Raw genomic sequence first — 21,855 nt, 5'->3', positions numbered from 1 at the left:
TAAAAATTTGCAATTTCCTGATAATTAGAGAAATTACACAAATATCTTCTCTATAATACCAGATTCCTATAATATAATCCAGAATAAATCAGCCAGTTTTTCAGCGAAAAATCCGGCATATTGCTAATTGCCGGATCTTATCGGATGGACATATGTTTATTCGTCAAATTCTGCAGTAACTATAAAGCCGCGTGGCGTATGCTCAATGCTTTTGATGATGCCCTCTTTGGATCTGATGCGGTCTGCATTTCTGTAGCAGCCGGACATGGCTACTGCAGGCTCAATGATATAGCTGTAGTTCGTGGCAGAGAGAAATTCGGAGATCTTTACTTTATCTCCCACCTGTATCAGCCCCTGTCTTTCCATTTTAAATTTTTCTTCTCGCATAAACATGCCTTCTTTCTGTATAAATACGCAATGTGAATATATCTGTAAATACAATTAATTACATGTTTAAGATCTTTAAGAACCGGATGGGATCCGTACCAGAAGCTTCTGTCCGTCTTTTTCTACTGCTGTAAGAACGGGAATATGTTTTTTTCGCAGAGCATGAACGATGGGATACAGGGAAAACATGGCATTATCTGCAAAAACTGCTTCCGGTTTGTAGCGGAGGATTTCTTTAATTCTGTCTTTTATAAAGCTTTTCCATTCTGTCTTTTCCATGGAGAGTTCTCCGTAGATTCCGTTCAGAGTCAGCTCCGGTAATTGGGGAACCGGCAAATGTATGATCCTGGCAGAAGAAAGATCCGGAAGCTTTTGAAGTAGCATGTCTGTTTCTTTATTTCCGCCAAGGCTTACGATCACAGCTTCTTCATGGAAGGCGGCAAGACTGCTCCTGCAGGCAAGAACAGAATCCTCAAGGGTTCCGCAGGTCATGAGAAATCCTCCTTTATGACAAAAGGCTGCACTTTTAAGACCGGTTACCAAAGATAACTCCTCGCCTTCCAGGCCAAGCCAGGAAGAAGGAAAACTGCATTTGTAATTCATGGAATATTCTTTTTTCTGTGGCTGGATACAGTAACCGCCCCGGTTGGACGGAAAGATCACAAAAGCAATGTTGGTTTCCGAAAGGCGTTTTTGGCAGGGAATAAATTCCGGAAGTATAAGGATATTGGTATTTTCTGCCGGGGTATCACCCGAAGCGAGGGAAGCAGCATGTTCTGTAAGAACTTCTTCCACCCGTCTGTCTGCACGTTCATTTCCAAGGTAACGCTCGAATTTATTTTCCAGGATCATGCCTGCCACACTGACTGCCTGGAAAAAGGCTTCGTCATTACTGCTTTTGGAATCCCATCCCGGATTAAAATTGCCGATCAGTGTGGCAAGTTCATTTTTTTCACCGGTATTATCATTGATATCCAGAGGCTGGACAAAGGATTCATCGAATTTTAGTGCCAGTTCCTCACCTAGGATTTCCGGTCCAAGCTTCTCCCAGAGAAGGCCGAAGGCCGCATATGGGACGCCATTATCGCGGATACGGCTGTTTTTCTGATGATGATCATACTGTCCTCTGCCAATATCAAAAACAAGACCTTCATAGTTTTCAGGAACCTGGTTTCCACGTGTGATGGTAATCTCGGGATTCAGATATAAAAGCAGAGCGGCAGAAAAAACATCGTCTGCGTGAAATTTCCCGCTGTGGGTGAATGCGGATGCATTTTTTTGTTTGATTTTTTCCAGTAAATGATTCATATGAAACGCTCCTGTGTGTTTATTCTGCTCTTCAGTATACCACAGAAATGAAGAATAAACAAAGTTTCCTACAGTTAAAAAGGAATCCGTCCTGAAGACAGATCCCTTTAAAAATTTACGTTCTTTTATGTTTTATGTACAAAATAGGACGTTCATATTCAATTTTATTATAATGCGCAGATAATTTTATCCTGATATGCTTCCGGAACTTCTTCTTTATCCAGAGACATACTGATAATAAAGGAAACTTTGAAGGTTTCACCGATGGCACTTAACTGATCCAGTGTTCCGGTTGCGTCCTTTCCTTCAAGCTTGGCTGTTGTAAGGAAGCTGTCCAGATATACCTGCTCCAGATCATGATCCTGAGAGAGGATACCACAGATAAATCCTACAAATTCGTCCGCATTTTTAACCGGAAATCCGGAAACATCGATAAGGCGGACCTTGTTGTTCAGCTCATACATGTGCTTGGTGCTCTTGTCTAAGTAAACAATACTGCCGTTGGCGTCCTTAACAGCTCCGTTTACTTTGTCTAACAGTACTTTTGTTTTTCCTTTGCCTTTCTTTCCTACAATCAGTTCAACCATCCTGTTTTCCTCCTTAGACACATATAATAATTTTGAATAAAATTGCTATTGATATGCTTCAAATTATAGTGCATTGTGAATAAAATTGCAAGGGCTTTTTGAAAAAAACTGGTAATTTTAATCAAGCTTTACTGATCTCTTTCATTTTCCATTTGTGCTTTTGCTTTCCTTCCGATCCGGGCAGTGCTGTTCATGATACTGGCCCGGGTAACCTTGTCGTTTCCGTACTTCAGACGGATGGAATCCAGTGCTGCATCCAGTTTCTGCTGGCGTTCCTTCTTGTGAGTATCCTCAAAAAAGGACAGCTGTTCAAAGGAATCATCCGTAAGACCGGTCAGTGATACTCCCAGGAGCCGGAGTGGCTGTCTCATCCAGGACTCCTGAAAGAGGTTTTGGGCATTTCTGTAAATCTCTTCTGTGATATCGGTGGCATTTGGCAGTTTAGTCTGATGAGATTTGTTTCGAAAATCCAGGGTACGGAAGGTTACAGAAATGCAGGTGCATTTTTTCTTTTTGCGGCGCATGCGGGCGGCCAGAATATCGCATTGTTCCAGCAGGATTGGAAGTGCCTGCTCCAGTGAGACCAGATCATCGTTAAATGTAGTTTCCAGACTGAATCCTTTTGCTTCATCAGGTTTTGCTTTCACAGGGGAGTCATCAAGGCCACGGGCATACTGATATAACTGCTGTCCTGCTTTTTCACCGAGAAGTGCCTGTATCTTTGCTTTTTTTTCATGAGCCAGATCTCCGATGGTTCTGATCCCTGCGTCCTGCAGTTTTTTTTCAGAGGATCTGCCAAGAAAAAGAAGCTCTCTCACTGGAAGAGGCCACATTTTTACAGGGATTTCTTCCGGAAATAAAGTATGCACCTTATCTGGCTTTTCGAAATCAGAGGCCATTTTTGCAAGAAGTTTATTGGTGGAGATGCCGATATTTACGGTAAAGCCGAGTTCTGTACGGATCTTATCCTTCAGCTCATGGGCAGTTGCCACCGGATCCGGGTAAATATAGGAGGTTCCGGTCATATCCAGAAAAACCTCATCAATGGAAAAGGATTCCATTACCGGTGCATAGGACCCACAGATTTTTTTGAAGGCTCTGGAACATTTATCGTATAATTCAAAGTCAGATGGAACGGCCACAAGATTCGGACATTTGCGAAAAGCCATAGCCATAGGCTCTCCTGTCTGGATTCCGTATTTTTTTGCAGGAATGGACTTGGCGACAACGATGCCGGTACGTTTACTGGGGTCTCCGCCAATACAGGAAGGGATGTCTCTCAGATCCGGAAGTCCCATCTTTACTCTTTTTGCTGCTTCCCAGGAAAGAAAAGCACTGTTTACATCAACATGAAAAATCAATCGTTCCATATAGGGTTCTTCTTTCAATTGTATAAAGTGTGTCTGTTATATCTATTTACAGATTTTTGCAGACAGCTGATCAAAAAGGTTCCGATATTCCTCTTCTACCTGTGAAAAAGGGTATTGCCGGTATTGGATCGGAACATGGACAACCGGTTTTGGAGTGTCCGGTGTTTCATTCAGAAGATATTTCAGGTCATACCAGAGCAGGTCATTGTCGATCTCCTTCAGCTTCTGCTCTTCTATGTCAGAAAGTCCGGATCCCAGATATTTCTGATAGATAATGTTTAAAAGAGCTTCCTCCTGTTTCCGATACGCAGGAAGACTTTTCTTAAATGGTCTTGGAACATCGGACATATAACATTCGCTGGCATCGTGAAGAAGGGACGCCAGTATAAGACGGCCGGAATAGCCACGTGCTTCGGCTTCTTTGGCACAGAGGATGCAATGCTGCCCTACAGAGAAAAAAGTCCTTACATGACCATTTCCGCGGCATAGAAGAGAAAGTGCGTGTGCAATGTCCTCAATGCAGATCAGCTCTTCGTCCGGATGTGTCGGATCAAAATGTTTTCCAGTGTATGTGGTAATGCAGTCGCCCATAAAATGTTACGCCTTTCTTTAAGCTTATGAATAAATATGATTATTTATTATAAACACCCAGAGAAAGTGTGTCTATATGATCGCGAAATAAATTTCGGGAACTGTTACAGAAAAACAAAAGAAATACATGGCTGTTTTACAAATATGAGTGATTCTGTGCTATAATACAAAAAAACGACAGGGAGATCATCAGCGATGAAACATATGGAAGAAATGAAGATTGCCGGATTAGCCATGGCATTATGTATCGTGATGCTGGGAATCTATATCGTCGTCCCAAAGGATGGAACGGTTTCTCATCTTACTGCTATTCCGGATAATAATGCGGCGGAGCCTGTTACAGATTCTACATCAGAGGGAACCGCTGATGCGGATTTTCCAATCTATACAGAGGACAGCTACAGCAGTGAGCCCGAGAGTTCGTATTCTTATGACGATACTGGGGACGGAGATTCCTATACGGAAGAGCCGACTTATGATCCAGGTGATAATTCTTACGACGGCAATACGGATAGTGAAGCCAATGGAGCAGATACTTCAGATACATCTTCAGATGGAACCGGTGAAGACGCAGGCAATTATGAAGATCCGGACAGTGGCTCCGGTGAAGTGGTCGATGACAATGATTACAGTGGTACTTCGGATACGGATCTTGATAGCAGTGAGACCGAAGATACCGGCAGTGATGGCACCGATGATACAGTAGAAATTAACTGAATGTAAAAAAAAGAATAAAAAAGCAGATCTGCGAAATAAAATTTCAAACAGATCTGCTTTTTTGTATGGAATCCTGTCAGTTGATGTTCTGGAGCAAGGATGTCATTTCCTGATAAAGAACATCCTTTGAGGACGCACCCATGACGATGGAAATAAATGGCTTCCCATAAGCATTCTGGCTTAAAAGTGCCAGACAGTTACCGGCTTTATCGGTTGTTCCTGTTTTTCCTCCAAGAATAGTGACATCCTTAGGAGTTGCTGCCTCTCCGGTAAGATAATGATCTGTAGCGGGTAAGGTAGCACTTGCATCGGAGCCATCGGAATGCTTATAGCTAACTGTATAAGATGCCATTTGTGTGATGTCTGTAAACTCCGGATAATTCAAGGCTTCTTTCAGCATCAGATAAATGTCATAAGGCGTTGTATAATGATTTTCGTCCTGAAGACCATGGGGATTGGTAAAGTGAGTTCCTGTACAGCCAAGTTCTGCAGCAAAGCTGTTCATCATCTCTACAAATTTATCTGTTGATCCACCTATATGTTCCGCAATGGCAGATGCTGCATCATTGGCAGAATAAACAAGAAGACAATGAAGAAGCTGATCCATGGTAACCTGATCTCCCGCCTGGAAACCAGCTACCTGAGAACCGGATTCCAGGGTAACATTCTCCTGTGAGATCGTTACTGTATCGTCCATGTTTCCATATTTCAGTGCAAGCATAGCTGTCATGATCTTTGTGATGCTGGCAGGATAAACCTTGTTGTAGGCACCTTTTGCATAGAGTACCTTTTTATCACTGAGATTCAGAAGCACACCGGACTGGCTGTCATCCAGACTGACAGAATCCAGAGCAACATCTTTTGTAACAACACAGAGATCATGGGCGAAACCTGCCGCGCGCTGCTCTTCTTTGGAAGTCAGAGTATTATCAAACTCGGAGAATGCATTGAAAGAATTTGCAGGAGTGGAAAAATCTCCGCCCTTCAGCATGTAAACACCAAAACCGCCAGCTGTGCATAGTACGATCAGCAGAAGAAGGAGAAAAATGGTGTTGCGGATCCTTTTACGACGCATCCGTTTCATCCGGGTATTCTGAGCTTTACGTCTGGCAGAAACAGTTCTGTCAGACGGCATGGAAGTTGTTTTTGTCCCCTTGGAAGCTGTATGTGCAGCCCGGGAAGCCTGACCTCTGGAAGGATTGCCAGAACGTATATGATTTTTTACAGGTTCTTTACGTGTCATAAGTATTCCTCTTTCCGAAAGTAGGTATCCGATTTCTGACCTTTTTTCTGTAATTCTTTATTATATGCACTGCTCTGCAGTCCTACATTGAGAACAAGTCCCATACCCATAAACAGACTGATCAGAGAAGTAAGACCATAGCTTACAAAAGGAAGCGGAGTACCTGTGTTTGGTGCAAGGCCGGTAGCAACACAGATGTTGATGAAGCTCTGTATGGAAACAATGCTTCCAACACCGCAGCATATGATCTTACCGGCAAGATCCTTGGCCCGCAGGCTCATACGGATACATTCAAAGGTGATCAGAAACAGCAGCAGTACGATCAGAGTACAGCCGATAAATCCGTACTGCTCTCCAGCCACCGCAAAAATAAAGTCGGTCTGATTCTCAGAAACAAAGTTTCCATCATTTACGGATGTAACACTGGTGTCATTACTGAAAGCACGTCCCACAAGCTCTCCGGAGGCGATGGCTGTTTTTGAGTTGTTCTGCTGTTCAATATCATCTGCGTATTCTTCGTTCTCCGGATACAGGAATGACATGATACGGTTTCTCTGGTAATCCTGTATCAGTTTCTGATCCGGCTGCACGATAATGGACAGAAAGATGATGGCTAGAGGAATCGCGATCAAGGCTACACCTCCGATGATCTTATAACTAAGTCCTGCGATGTAGATCAGAATACAGAACAGGACTGTTACGGTGATGGTGTTTTTCATATCCGGCTGTACATAGATCAGCATCAGTGGGATGACCAGAAGGACAGCTGATTGTATCAGAGTCTTTAAGGTATTCAGATCTTCCTCATGATCCATAAAAAATTTGGCAAAAAACAGGATAATGATGATCTTTGAAAGCTCGGTAGGCTGGAAACGGATAAAACCTAAATCCACCCATCTGGCAGCACCATTGGCGCTGGATCCGAAGAACCGGACAGCCAGAAGCATAACGATATTAAATCCATACATGATCCATTGAAAATTCAGCAGCCAGGAATAATCCATCAGTGAAAGGATCAGCATAAAGACTACACCGATGATCACACCCAGAAGCTGACGTGTGCGAAGGTAGTCGGCAGCTGTTCCTACAAGCTGAATTCCAATAAAGCTGATCGCCAGGAGAAAGATCACCAGTCGAAAATTGTAAAACCGCAGCTTATACTGTTTAATCATAAATTATGCATCTCTTTTCTTAAGTACGGGTATGACTGCATGCAGAACAGGTGGTTCCTGTGTGATCTGTATGGTCACCCCTGGTTCATCAATTACAACGTATTTTTTTACGGCATGTATCAGATCGTTCCGTAAAAGCTTCATCATCTGTGGAGAACAGTCTATGCGTTCCGATACAAGAAGAAGCTTCATCCTGTCGCGTGCATAGCCTGCAGAGTGGTTTTTCCCGGAGAAAAATCCCATAATCATTCCTCCTGTGATGAAAAATGTCAGACAGCAAAGCGTCTGTTATTTTCGAAAAATGCTGCCAAGACGGTGAAATACACCATTTTTTCGACGCACAGTAACATAAGGGACCTCTTCGCCCATAAGCCTCCGGCAGATATTGCGATACTCTTCTTCTGCCTGGGAATTTTTTCCGGATAAAGGTTCTCCCTGATTTGTGGAAATCACGATCTGTTCATCATCCAGGATCGCACCGATCAGATCTACAGCCAGGATTTCCAACACATCTTCTACGGACATCATATCACCTCTGGCGATCATTTCCGGTCGAAGCCGGTTGATGATCAGCCGGATATCCCGGAGCCCTCCGGACTCCAGCAACCCGATGATACGGTCTGCATCCCGGATCGCGGAAACTTCCGGTGTGGTCACGACCAGTGCACGGTCCGCTCCGGCTACTGCATTTTTGAATCCCTGTTCAATTCCTGCCGGACAATCCAGAAGGACATAATCGAATTCTTCCCGGAGATCATCGGTAAGCTTGATCATCTGTTCCGGAGATACGGCAGTTTTGTCCTTGGTCTGGGCAGACGGAAGAAGATACAGTTCTGAATGCCGACGATCCCGGATCAGTGCCTGTTTCAGGCGGCAGCTCCCATTGATCACATCAACCAGATTATAAACAATACGGTTCTCCAGTCCCATGACAACATCCAGATTTCGGAGTCCGATATCGGTATCTACAACTGCAACCCTTTTTCCCATGGCAGCCAGTCCGGTCCCGATATTTGCCACGGTGGTGGTTTTTCCAACACCGCCTTTTCCAGATGTAATGACAATGACTTCACTCATGTTTTCTGATTCCTCCTATAAAATGTTCCACACTTCTGGTATCCTCATAAAGTTTGTTTAGTCATTCGATACATTACTGGTATCGCTTGCTGCATAGCCAGTGAGAATGGTGCTTTCATCTGCAAGTCCGAAAATGTATTTAAAGATATCATTAGCTGCAAGGCAGGCATTACCGGATGCATATCCGTTTGCGATTCGTACAGATATTGCGTACTTGGGATCAGAAACAGGCGCATATCCGATAAAAAGTGCATTGTTCGGATGAAAATAGTCAATCTCGGCAGTACCGGTTTTTCCTGCTACTTCAACTCCAAGTCCGTTAAACTGATCATGAGTCTGCACTACACGATACATACCGTCATGGATGGCATCCCAGATATTGCTGGAAAGATCCAACTGTCCAGCTGTTTCGGAAGGATATTCCTTTATAAGTTTTCCTTTGGAATCCGTCACACGGTCCAGAAGGGAAAGCTTGTAGATCGTACCGGAAGTGGCGATCGTTGACGCATAGCGTGCAAGCTGGCTGGTCGTAAACGTATTAGTACCCTGTCCAATATAGGAAGGAACCGCGTTTTTGTCAGAAACCTGCGGAGAAGCCTCGGAAATTTCAATGCCGGTTTTCTGATCCAATCCCATGAGGGAAGCATATTTCTGAAGCATTCCAAGACTTCTGGCTTCAGAAAAATTACCTTCGGAATCTTTACCAAGTTCGAAACCGATCGTAGTGAAAAATACGTTACAGGACTGCTCAATGGCCTCACGGATATCAAGAGAACCGTGGCCCTGTTTATTCCAGCAGTTGATCGGAGGTGTTACAAGGTCAAAGCTTCCTGTACATTCAATATATGTGCCATCATCTATTACGCCCTCGGACATGCCGGCAACAGTAGATAAGATCTTTAAGGTAGATCCTGGAGCCGTCTTCTGCTGTGTTGCCTTGTTGAAGAACGGGCTGGAAAGATCTGTGGAAAGCTTTGCATAATAATCGGTGTCCATATTGTTGGTCAGACGATTATTATCATATCCCGGATAGGAAACACATGCGAGAACATTTCCGGTTGTAGTATCTGTGATCACCGCAGATGCAGAGCACGGAGCCAACGCAAGCTGGGCCGGTGTGATCTCAAGATTTGCGATCTTGCGATACATGAAGGTGTAGGCATCAAGACCACCGGAGGCCATTGTCTGATACAGCTCGTCTTCTTTTGAAAGAACGCCCTGTTCATAGAGAACAAGACACAGATCTTCTCCACTGATGGTGTCTTCCTGAAGCATATATTTATACAGAAGCTTTGAAAAGCCTGTATCTGTCTTCAGGTAATCAATGATATAGGCGGTAAGAGCCTGATAGATCTCTTCAGAATCCAGATATTCTCCGGAGGTTGAGATCTGGGAAATATCGATCCAGTTCTGACTGGCAGCATAGTTCAGATAATCTTTCAGACTGATACTCTGGTCATTTTTCCAGGCTTTGTATGTTTCATCTGAGGTATCAATGGAATCACTTTTCAGTACCTTCAGGGTATTGGTAAGAAGATCATCACAGATATAGGTAAGATATTCCTGCATCTGCGTATCTTCATCCTTATAGGCGGGAGGATTGTCACCTGTCAGCCTGTTACTTATTGTATCAAAAACCTGTTGCTGTTTTTGCTGAAATTTGGCGTATAAATTTTTTTCTGTATCGGAAGCATCTGCATCGCTGAATTTATTGATATCGATCACACTGTTTGCGATCAGTGCATTGTATACATCATAGATTGGGATGGTGATCTTACTTGCATCTTTCTCTGCTTCATAATCAAAGCTTTTATTTGGTGTCAGTTTAGAGAGGACAATACCGGCAACACGCTGTTCCAGGATCTGGTAAATACTCTTCTGCCAGTCGGAATCAATGGTCAGATAAACATCGTTTCCGGCCACAGGATCAACAGTTTTGGAATTGTCGATATCAAGGACTTTACCAAGATTATCAACTGTGACCGTTTCTTCTCCATCTTTTCCCTGAAGTTCAAGCTCCATATACTGTTCGATCCCGGCTTTTCCAACAACCGCATCATTGGAATAATCAGGATTATCCTTACGAAGGGTTTCCAGTTCTTCAGAAGAGGCCTGGCCTGTGTAACCGAGGATCGGCGCCATACTCTCATCGTCCACATATTTTCTGGTGGAATCTTCTACAATGTCAATACCCTGGAGAGCGGCCTGATTTTCTTTTATGGCTGCCACAGATTTTTCACTGACATTTGTTGCAATGGTCACCGGCATATATTTCTTGAAACTGTTGGTGTTCAGCTGATAGCGCATGATCGCAATTTCGAGGATTTCCTGTTTGGTAAGCTCTTCCGGAAGAGAATGTGCGGCAAGTTCTTCCGGGGTGTAGGCATCTTTTCCGTAAAGAACGATAGAAAATCCGTTGCTTCCGGTAAGATGATCCATGATCTGGGCTGCGGTTGCGTTTTTCTGTTCATCACTGAGATCATCAATCTGTGCTTCTCCGTAAATATCCGCACGGAAACGGTTAAGAGTAAATCCTTCATCTACATCAAAAGCATAGTCGCCATGATCATTGACGGTAATATGAAAATTATCAGATAAGCTGTCCCCGTTTTTGGAAAGAATCTGTAATACCTGGTAGGCGATACCGTTCAGAGTCAGATTCTTTTCTCTGGTGCTGTTGTATGTACCGCTATCTTCGAATGTGACAGAATATGCAAGTACATTGGAGGCGACAACTGTGCCGTTACGGTCATAAATATTACCACGGGTGCTTTTGATCACGCGTGTTTTGGTGGTACGTGTCTGAAATTTACTGATGTAATCCTCTCCCTGTATGATCTGCAGACTGAAAAGCTGCCGGACCAGGACAGATGACAGAAAAATAAATACGATCACAAGAACTGTAGTACGTTTCAGACGGATTTTTTTGATGATTTTTTTTATTTTAATTCCCAAATAGACTCACTTTCTTTCCTTACAGTATCCATTAAGTGGTAGTTGATCCAGTAAAATACCCGGTATACGATGATGGTGAGAAAAACCGTATATACAATCTCGGGGATAATGATCCTGTATATGTAGGTCCAGAATCCAAGACGGCCTCTGAGCAGAAACTGGAGGCCATACACAGCCAGATTATAAAGAAGATCTGTTCCTGCTACAAGAAAAAGCGGAACTTTCAGATCATCATCATAAAAACTGCGGAATGCATAGCCGCTGATAAAACCTATATACATATAGATCAGTGCATAAAATCCAAACAATGATCCATAAAAGAGATCGACGAAAAGCCCGGAAAAAAATCCAGTCCACAGACCGACTTTTCTTCCACGCATAAGTCCCATGGATACACACAGGATCAAAAGCAGATTTGGAGTGATGGATCCAATGGAAATACGGTCCATTACTGTGCACTGAAGGAGAAAACAGACAATGATAGTGATAAATAATATGATCTTATTTTTCATTGGACGCATCCTCCGATTTGTCTATCGCGTCCTGTTTATTGGTGGTGATCACAAATACATCTTTCAGATGACCGAAATCAACCGGTGTAACGATCGTACCTGTTTTTGTCAGGTTATTGGGATCCTGCTGGATCTCACTGACATAACCAATAAACAGTCCTTCCACATATTTTTCACTGATGTTCGAGGTGACAATACGTTCTCCGACTGTTACCTTGTTATCCTGATCGTAAAGCTGCTCAAAGCTTAATTTGCCTTCATCGATCAATTTCAGATCTCCAGTGACAACGCAGTTGTCGGAAGTACTGACTGCCATGGCACTGACATTGCTGCTGTCATCGATGATGGAACGGACAGTAGCCCAGGAAGGTCCCACTTCTGTAACGATACCCACAAGACCCTTTCCGGCGATTACGTTGTTATCAACCCGGATCCCGTTATTACTGCCTTTGTTGATCATAAAGGTATCATACCAGTTTCCGGGATCTTTGGAGATTATCCTTGCGGCAACCTTGGGATAGTCGGTATATTCCTGATCAAGATCGTAAAGTTCCTTCAGGCGTGTGAGCTCTGTCTGGTCCTGGATCAGGATGTTATTCTGTTCCGTAAGACTGTTGATCTGACTTTTCAGCTCTTCGTTTTCCTGAAGCACGTCCTGTTTATCACGAAGATTGTTTTTTACATTTCCAAATATATCGCTGACACCGGCGATCCCCTTTTCAAAGGGAACGATAAGAAAACCGGCTGCCTCCTGAAGTGGTGCGGAAGAGGTTCCGGAGGCTGCTGTAGCTACAATGCAGCTTCCACAGAAAAGTGTCATGATTACCAGAAGATGTTTACTTTTTAAATTAAAATGAAAACGCACTTTTTTTCGGATGTTTTTCATTATATATGCCCCTTTACAGTTTTTTCTGCTTTACCGGCTGGGCCCATTTGCGCAGGTTTCTGTCGCGGATGATCTTTTCCAGGCCGTATGCTGCAGAAGTTTCATACAGATCAGAAAGATTAAAAGCAAATCCTGTATAGCTAGCCAGATAGTTATCTATATAAGGAAGCCGTGTACTGCCGCCGGTCAGATAAATGCCCTCTTTTGCGATATGATAAGCGATCTGTGGCGGGGTACGTTCCAGAAAAGATTTCATCTCTGCTGCGATCTGGTTCACACAGTTGGCGATCCCTTCATTAACAACGTAGGCAGAAATAACTTCTTCTCGTGGAAGTCCGGAAATACTGTCGATCCCGACTACTTTTCGGGCTTCTTTTTTCTGATCGTTCAGTCTTCCCATAACTACTTTCAGACGTTTTGCAGTTCGTGTTCCAATCTGAAGATTATAATGTTTTCGGATCTCGCTGCAGATAGATTCGTTCATCTGTCTGCCTCCGATGGGGATCTTACGGCTGATGATGATCTTGCCGTCGGTTATGATGGAAAACTCTGTACTCTGTGCACCGATGTTTACGATCATGCTGCCCTGATTCTTTTCAGGGTCGATTCCCATGGCAATGGCATCTGCAATAGGGGACTCCACCATAAAAACACGGTTTTTCCGCAGCCAGTGACCATTGACCAGATGATAGTATGCCCTCTTTTCGATAGCAGTCATATCAAGTGGTACGGAGAAATACATGTCTGCTCCGAGACCGGATGTATGATCGATTTTTTTTATCATGCTGTAAAGGACGATCTCCTGCAATTCCAGATTTGCCAGCATACCGAAAGCCATAGGAGAATTTACGGAAATATCTGCAGGTGATTTTTCAAACATTTCATAAGCTTCGTTCCCTATGGCAAGGATCCGACGTCCTCTGTAGGCTACCATGTTCTTTTCTATGTAACTTTTGTTTCTGAAAAATGAATAGACTTTTACAGAGCTGCTTCCAAGGTCTACTCCGTAATTATTTCTAAAAAGCATAAATCTGTCCCTTCACTTAAGTATATTCATCAAAAATCCCTTTTTCGCGGAAACTGACATACCTGTGATCACCGATGATGACATGATCCAGAAGATGGATGCCGAGGAGTTCACCGCAATGATAGATCCGTTCCGTAACATCCAGATCAGCCTGACTGGGGGAGGGATCACCACCCGGATGATTGTGGACCAGGATCAGGTTCACCGCACGATATTTTACAGCTTCTACAAAGACTTCTCTTGGTGTGATCAGTGTGGCATTGACAGTACCGCGGCTTAAAAGCTGTTCCCCCGACAAATGGTTATGTCCGTCCAGCATCATGCAGTAAAGCAATTCCTGCTCTTCATGCCGGAGCCGCTCCATATAATATTTCGCAATGGTTACCGGATGGTGAAAAGACAATTCCGGTTTTGCAGCTGCGGTTGCCATACGCTTGGAAAGTTCCCCGATACATTTCAGCTGTATGGCTTTTACCTTACCGATCCCATGGATCTTTATCAGTTCCTGCATGGAAATATGAAACAGTCCAAGCAGACCACTGTATCCGGTCTGTTTCGATAAATTCAGGATTTTATCTGCCAGAGTCAGGGAACTGGATCCCTGTACGCCACAGCGCAGGATCACGGCAAGAAGCTCTCGATCGCTTAAGGACTGTTCTCCCTCCCGCAGACATTTTTCATACGGACGCTGATAATCTGGCATTTCCATTATAGTATCTTTCATATGATTTCCCTTTTCGCTCTCGAAGAAGGGGATGCAAAATTGCAGAAGTTATTTTAGCATAAAAAAGCAGGGATGTACACTCTATCCCGGAAATTTCCACTTTTTTCACATTTTGTTTACAGGCAGGGCATAAACAGAAGCGACTGCTTCTGCCACCTTGATCCCGTCCATCGCTGCGGATGTAATGCCTCCGGCGTAACCGGCGCCCTCTCCGCAGGGGTAGATCCCTTCTATATTGGAAGTGAGCTTTTTCGGTTCCCGAACGATCCGTACAGGAGAAGAGGTACGGCTTTCTACTCCTTCCAGCAATGCATCTGGTCGGTCAAAACCGGAAAGCTTTTTTCCAAAAGCATGGATTCCTGCTTCAATGGAATCGCCGATCTCTTTCGGGAAAATACTGCGGACATCGGTAAGTGTATAAGCTCCTTTGATACAGGGGATCACATCTCCAAGCCTAGTACTTTTCTGATGGGTACAGTAATCTTTGAAAAGCTGTACCGGAATTTTTCCTTTTCCGGCTTCCCAGGCAGCGCGCTCCAGTTTTCGCTGCAGAGCGATTCCGCCGAGAACTCCCTCTTCAGGAAAATCAGAAGGGTTTACCGTAACGATGATAGCACTGTTGGCATTATGGCTGTCACGTGCCTGATAGCTCATACCATTCACTGCAAGCATACCTTCTTCAGAAGATGCATTTACAACATATCCGCCGGGACACATACAGAAAGAATAAACGCCACGTCCGTTTTCCAGTGTATGGGTAACCTTGTAGCTGGATGCACCCAGACGGTCGTTTTCCGGTTCCCCGTAAAGATCCTGGTTGATCATGGTCTGCGGATGTTCCACACGTACCCCCACTGCAAAAGATTTCGGCTCCATGTTAATATTGTGCTTTTCCAGCATGGCAAACGTATCTCTGGCACTGTGGCCGGGAGCAAGAATGCAGATTTCTGCCGGTATTTCCTCTTTTGCATTGACAATGACTGCATTAAGCTTCCGGTCACGGATCATCAGATCAGTTACTGTGGAACGAAAACGGAATTCCCCGCCCATTTCTTCAATCTGATGACGCATAAACTGAACGATACCTACAAGCTGATCTGTGCCAAGATGAGGCTTTTGCTGGTAAAGGATCTCAGAGGGAGCTCCTGCCTCCACAAATCGGGAAAGAACTTCCTTTCCTCTTCCAAAAGTATCTTTTACCAGAGTATTCAGCTTTCCATCGGAAAAAGTCCCTGCACCGCCCTCTCCGAACTGTACATTGGAATCCGGATCCAGGATGCCGTTTTTCCAGAAATTTTCCACGGTTTCTTGGCGTTTGTCTGCTTCTTCTCCCCGTTCCAGTACCAGTGGACAGTACCCGGCTTTGGCCAGGTACCAGGCACAGAATAATCCTGCAGGTCCGCTTCCGATCACTACAGGACGATGGGACAGAGTTTCAGAACCAGAGGAGGGGAAATGATATTTCTTCCCTGAGGTTAACATAATATTTTTATCGTGAACCTTTTTGAGAACACGGGATTCGTTATCCAGTTTAATATCTACAGTGTAGACAAATTTTTTATCCTCTTTGTGCCGGGCATCCAGAGATTGTTTTCGGATCTCATAGGTGAACGGCTGATTTCCAAGACGAAGCATTTTTGCTATTTTTCGGTGAAGCTGCTCTTCTGTATGAGTGATGGGAAGCTTCAGCTGTGTGATCCGGATCATTTTTCTTCCTCCTTTGCTGCCCAGATACCGGCGGCAGCTCCGCTTGACCATGCCCACTGCAGGTTATAACCTCCGCAGGTACCGTCAATGTCAAGGAGCTCTCCGGCAAAATAAAGACCTTTATGAAGTCTGGACTCCATGGTTTTGCTGTGAACTTCAGACGTATCCACTCCACCGGAACAAACCTGTGCCTGTTCGAAGGAAAGGCCGTTTTTTACCGTGAGACGAAAATCGGTGATCCCGCGGATAAGATCCTTCTGTGCACATAAAACACGGATCAGTTTTTCAGGAAAAAGTCCGATGAGAAGTTCTTTTTCTGTTTTGTAAGGACAGGCTGTTTTTCTCTGTTCCAGGTATTCTTCCAGCTCTTTCCGGTTCAGTTCCGGAAAAAAATTTATGGAAAGCTCCACATTTTTGTTTTCATGGACGGCACGGATAGCATAGCGGGAAATCTGGAATACCGGGATCCCGGATACACCGTAATCGGTAAGCTGCAGTTCTCCCTGCTGGGAAACTGTCGGTGTGCCGTCTATATAAAGTGTTATCTTACCTTCTGTCCGTACACCACTCCAGCCGGAAAAAGAATTTCCCTTACATTTCAGAGCTGTCAAAGCTGGAAGGGGTTCGATCAGATGATGTCCGAGACTTTTTGCAATTTCATATCCGCTTTCGCAGGAACCTGCAACGGAAGACGCACGGGAACCATTTGCAAGGATCACGGCATCACCACTGTAGGTCCATCCGTCCGTATGGATCTTCCACTGTCCGTCTGCAAAAGACACGCCGGTAACGGTCTGATTGGTTTTCAGCTTTACCTTCAGGCTGCGTGCCTTCATGACAAGAACATCTACCACACTCTGTGCCTGGTTGCTTCGGGGATAGATCCATCCGCTGCGGTCTGTGGTACAGATTCCCAGTTCCTGAAAGAATTTCAGAGTTTTTTCCACAGGAAACTGTGCCAGGGCATCTTTGGCAAATTCAGGATGAGATCCCCGGTAAGCGTTTTCATCCTGATTCAGGTTCGTCATATTACAACGGCCGTTTCCCGTAGCACAGATTTTTTTGCCGGGACGGTCATTTTGTTCCAGAACCGTAACTGCAGCTCCGTATACAGCAGCCTGAATAGCTGCCATAAGACCGGAAGCCCCGGCTCCTATGACAAAGATCTGTTTTTTTAAGTCCGGTCCTTCGGATTTTTTCATAATCTCACAAGTTCCTTATCAACCATATACTGAAGAGATTTCAGGATTCCCAGCTTTGCATGCTCCCAGGTGAGACCACCCTGGAAATAAACTGCATAAGGCGGTTTCATAGGACCATCGGCAGAAAGCTCGATGGAAGAACCCTGGATGAAAGCCCCTGCTGCCATGATCACCTGGCTGTCATATCCCGGCATATCCCACGGCTCCGGTGTTACAAAGCTGTCTACCGGTGCAGCAGCCTGGATACCCTGGCAGAATGCTACAAGACCCTCCGGTGTTCCGAGAGTGACCGCCTGGATGATATCCTGACGTGGTTCTGTGCTGTTCGGTACCACCGGGAAACCAAGTTTTTCGTAAATGTTTGCTGCAAAAACGGCGCCTTTTAAAGCTCCTTTGGTAACCATCGGTGCAAGGAAAAATCCCTGGTACAGAGAACGGTTTACACCAAGGGTTGCCCCCACTTCCATGCCCAGTCCCGGGCAGGTCATACGGTAGGAAGCGTTTTCCACACAGTCTTTTCTTCCGGCGATATATCCGCCGATAGGGGCAAGACCGCCGCCTGGATTTTTGATCAGGGAACCCACCATGATATCTGCACCTACATCACTTGGCTCTATGGTATCTACGAACTCACCGTAGCAGTTATCTACCATGCAGATCACATCCGGTTTGATCTTCTTTACAAAAGCGATCAGCTCACCGATCTGTTTTACAGAGAAGGAAGGACGAGTCTGATAGCCTTTGGAACGCTGGATGGTTACCAGCTTTGTTTTTTCATTGACTGCTTTTCTGATGTTTTCATAATCAAAGGTACCATCCTCGAGAAGATCCACCTGACGATATTTTACGCCATATTCCGCAAGGGAACCATTGGACGGGCGGATACCGATCACTTCTTCCAGGGTATCGTAAGGCTTTCCTACAGGGGAAAGAAGCTCGTCACCGGGGCGCAGGTTTCCGAAGAGAGCAATGGCAAGTGCATGAGTTCCACAGGTGATCTGCGGGCGTACCAGGCAGGCTTCTGTGTGGAAGGTATCGGCATAAACCTGCTCCAGAGTTTCGCGGCCAAGGTCGTTGTAGCCATAACCGGAGGAAGCTCCGAAACAGGCCTCACTGACACGGTTCTTCTGCATGGCGCGGATAACCTTCATCTGGTTGTATTCTGCAGTCTTATCAAATTTCTCAAAACGTTCTTTCAGGGAATCTTCCACAGATTTACCGAAATCGTAAACTTCAGAAGAGATTCCAAGCTGTGCATATAATTCTTTCATGATCATTTTTCCTTTTTTATTTTATTTGGCAGGGAGGATTCCCTTTTCCCTGCATACAGAAAGCATGTAGGAAAGGATCCTGCTGTCATCGTAATCAAAGTTATCTTTATCTACCCAGGTTACTTCGCCTTCTCTGCGGAACCAGGTAAGCTGACGTTTGGCAAAGTGTCTGGTGTCACGTTTCAGGACCCTTACGGCTTCCTCATAAGAATAGTTTCCGTCCATCCAGTCCAGGATTTCCTTATAGCCAAGCCCCTGCATGGAAACCATTCCCCTGTGGCAGCCCATCTCCCGAAGCTTTTTAACTTCTTCTGTCAGACCGTTTTTCAGCATTTCGTCCACTCTTGTGTCAATGCGTTCATAGAGAAGTGGGCGTGGTGCGTTCAGGACGAAATAAGCCAGTGCATAGGGACTGGTATGCTCCTTCTGTTCTTCATTATGTTCGGAGATCCTGGTACCGTTCTGTTTATAAAATTCCAGGGCACGTATCACCCGCTTGACATTGTTCTCATGGATATCTTCGGCTGACTTGGGATCGACCTTGGCAAGCATGTCATGGAGAAATGCAGGCCCCTTCTGCTCTGCCAGCTCTTCCAGCTCCCTGCGGTAATGTTCATCCTGGTCGGAGCTGGTAAAATCAATATCTCTGGTCACAGACTGAATATAAAATCCTGTGCCGCCTACCAGGATCGGAATCCGGCCTTTGTCATAAATTTTGTCCATGGCATCTTTTGCCATCTGCTGAAAAAGGACAATGTTGAAATCTTCTGTTGGCTCCAGTACATCCACCAGATGATGTGGGACGCCATCCATTTCTTCCGGCGTGATCTTGGCGGAACCGATATCCATATGGCGGTAAACCTGCATGGAATCCGCGGAAATGATCTCTCCGTTTACTGCTTTTGCAAGGGCAATGGAAAGCTTTGTTTTTCCCACGGCAGTAGGCCCGGTAAGCACGATAAGAGGTTTTTTCATATATTTCCTCCGTTTATGTTAAGTATCTTATACGATACGCTTGAATTTTTTTTCGATTTCTGTCTTACTCATGGCAATGATCGTTGGTCTTCCATGAGGACAGTTATAAGGATTTTCCAGTGTCAATAATTCATCGATCAGCTTATCAGCTTCCTGAGGTGACATGGAATGATTGCCTTTTACAGCAGCCTTACAGGCCATGGTCGCAAGCCTTGAGGCAAAAATTTCAAAGGCATCCTTGGAACCGTCTGCAGTGAGATGGTCCAGCATTTCCAGAAACAGCTCTTCTTCTGTCATTCCCAGAAGGCTGGAGGGAACCGCACTGATACTGTACTCCCTTCCGCCAAAGGGTTCGATCTCAAAGCCGAAATCCCGGAAATACTTTTTGTTTGCCTTCAGCAGATTCTCCTCCTCAAGGCTGAGTGAAACGATCAGTGGGGGACTTACATACTGGGACTGGATGTTCTGGGACTGAAACTGCTTTACGAATCGCTCATAATATACTTTTTCATGGGCAGCATGCTGGTCAATGATATAAAAATTATCCTCAAACTGTACCAGCCAGTAGGTATCAAACAGCTGTCCGATCAGTCTGTGGCGGCTTCTGGATTCAGGAGCAAGAAGCCGTTCTTCGAACAGTTCCAGCTGTTTTGGCGGTTCCTGTTCCTGCGATTTGATCGGCTCGTTGTCTACCTCAGGAGGTGCCGATTCAGCAGGCTTTTCAGAAATCACTTCATAATCTGCTGTTTCTGCAGCGGAATTTTCATTTCTTCCGTCTTTTAATGTTCCGGAAAACATTTCCTCTTCTTCTTTTGTGAAAGGCTGCGCTTCATATACGGGATTTTCCCGCAGAGAATCCACACGTTTGTATTTATCTGCAGAAGAAGCTGAAGAATTGTGAGCTGTTTCAGCTGAACCATAGGAGGCGGTACCATTTGTTGGCTTATTATAAGGTATCGATGGAACCGGCGCTGTACTACGTACTTCAGAAGCTGTCGGTGCAGCATGGGAAGCTATATTTGCCGTCCGATTCGGGTGACCGTACATCTCCTGCCGCCGTTTTACTTCAAAAGGCTCCGGAATACTTCCTGGCTTTATCTGTTCTGTGCGGGGTGTCGGTTCGTCTTTTCCAACAGATACCTGAGGGATCAGTTCTCTGTGGGTCAATACCTTGCGGACAGTTTCATAAATGGCCGCATAAACTTCGGTTTCTCTGGCAAAACGCACTTCTCTCTTTGCGGGATGCACATTAACATCCAGGTCATTGCCGTCCATTTCGATCCGAAGTGAGACAAACGGAAATTTATGCTGCATGACAAGTCCTTTATATCCGTCCTCAATGGCCTTGGTAATGATCTTGTTTTTTACATATCGGCCATTGATATAATAATTCTCAAAAGTACGGTTTCCTCTGGAAATCTCCGGTTTCCCCACAAAGCCCTCGATCTTCATGAAATCATTTTCGTAGGAAACATCCAGAAGCGCCTTGGCAATCTCCCGGCCGTAGACACTGTAGATCACATCTTTTACGCTGTAGTTTCCGGAACTGGAAAGCTTTACCTGACGGTTCTGGATATATTTAAAGGAGATTTCCGGATGGGAAAGCGCCAGCTGCTCCATCAGAGTATTGATGTAACCGGCTTCTGTCATATCGGATTTTAGGAATTTGCTCCTTGCAGGTGTATTGTAAAAGAGGTTTCGGATCAGAAATGTTGTTCCCTCCGGTGCCCCCATTTCCTCCAGAGACTGTTCTTTTCCACCTTCGATCACATAACGGGTACCACTGATCCCGGAAGGAGTCTTTGTGATCAGCTCCACCTGGGAGACGGCGGCAATACTGGAAAGTGCTTCACCACGGAAGCCAAGAGAGGCAATGTGGGTCAGGTCTTCTACTTTTTCAATTTTACTTGTGGCATGGCGGAGAAAAGCAAGCGGAACCTGCTCTGCATCCATTCCGGAGCCATTGTCCGTGATACGGATCAGCTTTTTTCCGCCGTCTGTGATCTCTACAGTAATAGCGGTAGCACCTGCGTCAATGGCATTTTCCACAAGCTCTTTTACAACAGAGGAGGGGCGCTCTACGACCTCTCCTGCTGCAATCTTATCAATGGTATTCTGGTCTAAAACTGCAATTTTTTTCAAGG

General features: G+C 44.9%; 20 protein-coding genes. 1 reads left to right on the top strand and 19 read right to left on the bottom strand.

Going from position 1 to position 21,855, the window contains the following annotated elements:
* Positions 1 to 156: 156 nt before the first annotated feature.
* From BN3261_RS07050 to BN3261_RS07030, 5 genes are all read right to left on the bottom strand, one after another.
* Positions 157 to 387: a hypothetical protein gene (locus BN3261_RS07050; protein WP_015525138.1), complete on the bottom strand. Its 231-nt coding sequence runs from the start codon at positions 385 to 387 to the stop codon at positions 157 to 159.
* Between the two features lie 75 nt (positions 388 to 462).
* On the bottom strand, positions 463 to 1,695 hold the full coding sequence (locus BN3261_RS07045; protein ID WP_059085853.1) for an MYG1 family protein: 1,233 nt from the start codon (positions 1,693 to 1,695) through the stop codon (positions 463 to 465).
* Between the two features lie 167 nt (positions 1,696 to 1,862).
* On the bottom strand, positions 1,863 to 2,282 hold the full coding sequence (locus BN3261_RS07040) for a hypothetical protein (RefSeq protein ID WP_022427284.1): 420 nt from the start codon (positions 2,280 to 2,282) through the stop codon (positions 1,863 to 1,865).
* A 128-nt stretch (positions 2,283 to 2,410) separates the two neighbouring features.
* A complete protein-coding gene (locus BN3261_RS07035; protein ID WP_059085852.1) occupies positions 2,411 to 3,652 on the bottom strand; it encodes a DNA polymerase Y family protein in 1,242 nt (413 codons plus the stop codon).
* 42 nt (positions 3,653 to 3,694) lie between these two features.
* Positions 3,695 to 4,243, bottom strand: a complete 549-nt coding sequence (locus BN3261_RS07030) for a hypothetical protein (RefSeq protein ID WP_059085851.1) — start codon at positions 4,241 to 4,243, stop codon at positions 3,695 to 3,697.
* Between the two features lie 195 nt (positions 4,244 to 4,438).
* Here BN3261_RS07030 and BN3261_RS07025 point away from each other — a divergent pair, with 195 nt between their 5' ends.
* Complete coding sequence (locus BN3261_RS07025; protein ID WP_059085850.1) at positions 4,439 to 4,960, top strand: hypothetical protein; 522 nt, start codon at positions 4,439 to 4,441, stop codon at positions 4,958 to 4,960.
* Positions 4,961 to 5,036: 76 nt separating this feature from the next.
* Here BN3261_RS07025 and BN3261_RS07020 read toward each other — a convergent pair whose 3' ends face one another.
* From BN3261_RS07020 to mutL, 14 genes are all read right to left on the bottom strand, one after another.
* On the bottom strand, positions 5,037 to 6,203 hold the full coding sequence (locus BN3261_RS07020; protein WP_015525129.1) for a D-alanyl-D-alanine carboxypeptidase family protein: 1,167 nt from the start codon (positions 6,201 to 6,203) through the stop codon (positions 5,037 to 5,039).
* Complete coding sequence (locus BN3261_RS07015) at positions 6,200 to 7,375, bottom strand: FtsW/RodA/SpoVE family cell cycle protein (protein ID WP_015525128.1); 1,176 nt, start codon at positions 7,373 to 7,375, stop codon at positions 6,200 to 6,202. The genes BN3261_RS07020 and BN3261_RS07015 overlap by 4 nt, the downstream gene beginning before the upstream one ends.
* 3 nt (positions 7,376 to 7,378) lie before the next feature.
* Positions 7,379 to 7,618 (bottom strand): cell division topological specificity factor MinE, encoded by a 240-nt coding sequence (gene minE / locus BN3261_RS07010; RefSeq protein ID WP_015525127.1) that lies wholly within the window; start codon positions 7,616 to 7,618, stop codon positions 7,379 to 7,381.
* Between the two features lie 45 nt (positions 7,619 to 7,663).
* Positions 7,664 to 8,452 (bottom strand): septum site-determining protein MinD, encoded by a 789-nt coding sequence (minD, locus tag BN3261_RS07005; protein WP_015525126.1) that lies wholly within the window; start codon positions 8,450 to 8,452, stop codon positions 7,664 to 7,666.
* A gap of 57 nt (positions 8,453 to 8,509) precedes the next feature.
* Positions 8,510 to 11,407 carry a penicillin-binding transpeptidase domain-containing protein gene (locus tag BN3261_RS07000; protein ID WP_059085849.1) on the bottom strand — a complete coding sequence of 966 codons (2,898 nt, stop codon included), beginning with the start codon at positions 11,405 to 11,407 and terminating at the stop codon, positions 8,510 to 8,512.
* Entirely contained in the window at positions 11,392 to 11,919 is a 528-nt protein-coding gene (mreD, locus tag BN3261_RS06995) for a rod shape-determining protein MreD (RefSeq protein WP_059085848.1), read from the bottom strand. Before mreD ends, BN3261_RS07000 begins: the two co-directional genes overlap by 16 nt.
* On the bottom strand, positions 11,909 to 12,805 hold the full coding sequence (mreC, locus tag BN3261_RS06990; protein ID WP_015525123.1) for a rod shape-determining protein MreC: 897 nt from the start codon (positions 12,803 to 12,805) through the stop codon (positions 11,909 to 11,911). Before mreC ends, mreD begins: the two co-directional genes overlap by 11 nt.
* A gap of 13 nt (positions 12,806 to 12,818) precedes the next feature.
* Positions 12,819 to 13,832, bottom strand: coding sequence for a rod shape-determining protein (locus tag BN3261_RS06985; protein WP_021652032.1), 1,014 nt, complete (start codon positions 13,830 to 13,832; stop codon positions 12,819 to 12,821).
* A gap of 16 nt (positions 13,833 to 13,848) precedes the next feature.
* On the bottom strand, positions 13,849 to 14,556 hold the full coding sequence (radC, locus tag BN3261_RS06980) for a RadC family protein (protein WP_059085847.1): 708 nt from the start codon (positions 14,554 to 14,556) through the stop codon (positions 13,849 to 13,851).
* A gap of 105 nt (positions 14,557 to 14,661) precedes the next feature.
* Positions 14,662 to 16,263 carry an NAD(P)/FAD-dependent oxidoreductase gene (locus BN3261_RS06975; protein ID WP_059085846.1) on the bottom strand — a complete coding sequence of 534 codons (1,602 nt, stop codon included), beginning with the start codon at positions 16,261 to 16,263 and terminating at the stop codon, positions 14,662 to 14,664.
* A complete protein-coding gene (locus BN3261_RS06970; RefSeq protein WP_110925773.1) occupies positions 16,260 to 17,465 on the bottom strand; it encodes a BaiN/RdsA family NAD(P)/FAD-dependent oxidoreductase in 1,206 nt (401 codons plus the stop codon). Before BN3261_RS06970 ends, BN3261_RS06975 begins: the two co-directional genes overlap by 4 nt.
* Positions 17,462 to 18,736: a methionine gamma-lyase family protein gene (locus tag BN3261_RS06965; RefSeq protein WP_059085845.1), complete on the bottom strand. Its 1,275-nt coding sequence runs from the start codon at positions 18,734 to 18,736 to the stop codon at positions 17,462 to 17,464. Before BN3261_RS06965 ends, BN3261_RS06970 begins: the two co-directional genes overlap by 4 nt.
* A gap of 21 nt (positions 18,737 to 18,757) precedes the next feature.
* Positions 18,758 to 19,711 (bottom strand): tRNA (adenosine(37)-N6)-dimethylallyltransferase MiaA, encoded by a 954-nt coding sequence (gene miaA / locus BN3261_RS06960; RefSeq protein WP_059085844.1) that lies wholly within the window; start codon positions 19,709 to 19,711, stop codon positions 18,758 to 18,760.
* 27 nt (positions 19,712 to 19,738) lie between these two features.
* The gene (gene mutL, locus BN3261_RS06955) at positions 19,739 to 21,853 is read right to left on the bottom strand and encodes a DNA mismatch repair endonuclease MutL (RefSeq protein ID WP_059085843.1); all 2,115 of its coding nucleotides are present in this window, start codon (positions 21,851 to 21,853) and stop codon (positions 19,739 to 19,741) included.
* Positions 21,854 to 21,855 lie beyond the last annotated feature (2 nt).

Origin of the sequence: Blautia massiliensis (ex Durand et al. 2017) (genome assembly GCF_001487165.1) — a bacterium.
In the GTDB taxonomy this organism is placed as follows: Bacteria; Bacillota; Clostridia; order Lachnospirales; family Lachnospiraceae; genus Blautia_A; species Blautia_A fusiformis.
Note: the sequence above shows the minus strand (reverse complement) of the source record. Positions and strands in the feature narration are given on the sequence as shown.

Excerpts from the sequence above, each read along its gene's own strand:
- BN3261_RS07050 (WP_015525138.1), bottom strand. The coding sequence starts at position 387 with ATGCGAGAAGAAAAATTTAAAATGGAAAGACAGGGGCTGATACAGGTG.
- BN3261_RS07045 (WP_059085853.1), bottom strand. The coding sequence starts at position 1,695 with ATGAATCATTTACTGGAAAAAATCAAACAAAAAAATGCATCCGCATTC.
- BN3261_RS07040 (WP_022427284.1), bottom strand. The coding sequence starts at position 2,282 with ATGGTTGAACTGATTGTAGGAAAGAAAGGCAAAGGAAAAACAAAAGTA.
- BN3261_RS07035 (WP_059085852.1), bottom strand. The coding sequence starts at position 3,652 with ATGGAACGATTGATTTTTCATGTTGATGTAAACAGTGCTTTTCTTTCC.
- BN3261_RS07030 (WP_059085851.1), bottom strand. The coding sequence starts at position 4,243 with ATGGGCGACTGCATTACCACATACACTGGAAAACATTTTGATCCGACA.
- BN3261_RS07025 (WP_059085850.1), top strand. The coding sequence starts at position 4,439 with ATGAAACATATGGAAGAAATGAAGATTGCCGGATTAGCCATGGCATTA.
- BN3261_RS07020 (WP_015525129.1), bottom strand. The coding sequence starts at position 6,203 with ATGACACGTAAAGAACCTGTAAAAAATCATATACGTTCTGGCAATCCT.
- BN3261_RS07015 (WP_015525128.1), bottom strand. The coding sequence starts at position 7,375 with ATGATTAAACAGTATAAGCTGCGGTTTTACAATTTTCGACTGGTGATC.
- minE (WP_015525127.1), bottom strand. The coding sequence starts at position 7,618 with ATGGGATTTTTCTCCGGGAAAAACCACTCTGCAGGCTATGCACGCGAC.
- minD (WP_015525126.1), bottom strand. The coding sequence starts at position 8,452 with ATGAGTGAAGTCATTGTCATTACATCTGGAAAAGGCGGTGTTGGAAAA.
- mreD (WP_059085848.1), bottom strand. The coding sequence starts at position 11,919 with ATGAAAAATAAGATCATATTATTTATCACTATCATTGTCTGTTTTCTC.
- mreC (WP_015525123.1), bottom strand. The coding sequence starts at position 12,805 with ATGAAAAACATCCGAAAAAAAGTGCGTTTTCATTTTAATTTAAAAAGT.
- BN3261_RS06985 (WP_021652032.1), bottom strand. The coding sequence starts at position 13,832 with ATGCTTTTTAGAAATAATTACGGAGTAGACCTTGGAAGCAGCTCTGTA.
- radC (WP_059085847.1), bottom strand. The coding sequence starts at position 14,556 with ATGAAAGATACTATAATGGAAATGCCAGATTATCAGCGTCCGTATGAA.
- BN3261_RS06975 (WP_059085846.1), bottom strand. The coding sequence starts at position 16,263 with ATGATCCGGATCACACAGCTGAAGCTTCCCATCACTCATACAGAAGAG.
- BN3261_RS06970 (WP_110925773.1), bottom strand. The coding sequence starts at position 17,465 with ATGAAAAAATCCGAAGGACCGGACTTAAAAAAACAGATCTTTGTCATA.
- BN3261_RS06965 (WP_059085845.1), bottom strand. The coding sequence starts at position 18,736 with ATGAAAGAATTATATGCACAGCTTGGAATCTCTTCTGAAGTTTACGAT.
- miaA (WP_059085844.1), bottom strand. The coding sequence starts at position 19,711 with ATGAAAAAACCTCTTATCGTGCTTACCGGGCCTACTGCCGTGGGAAAA.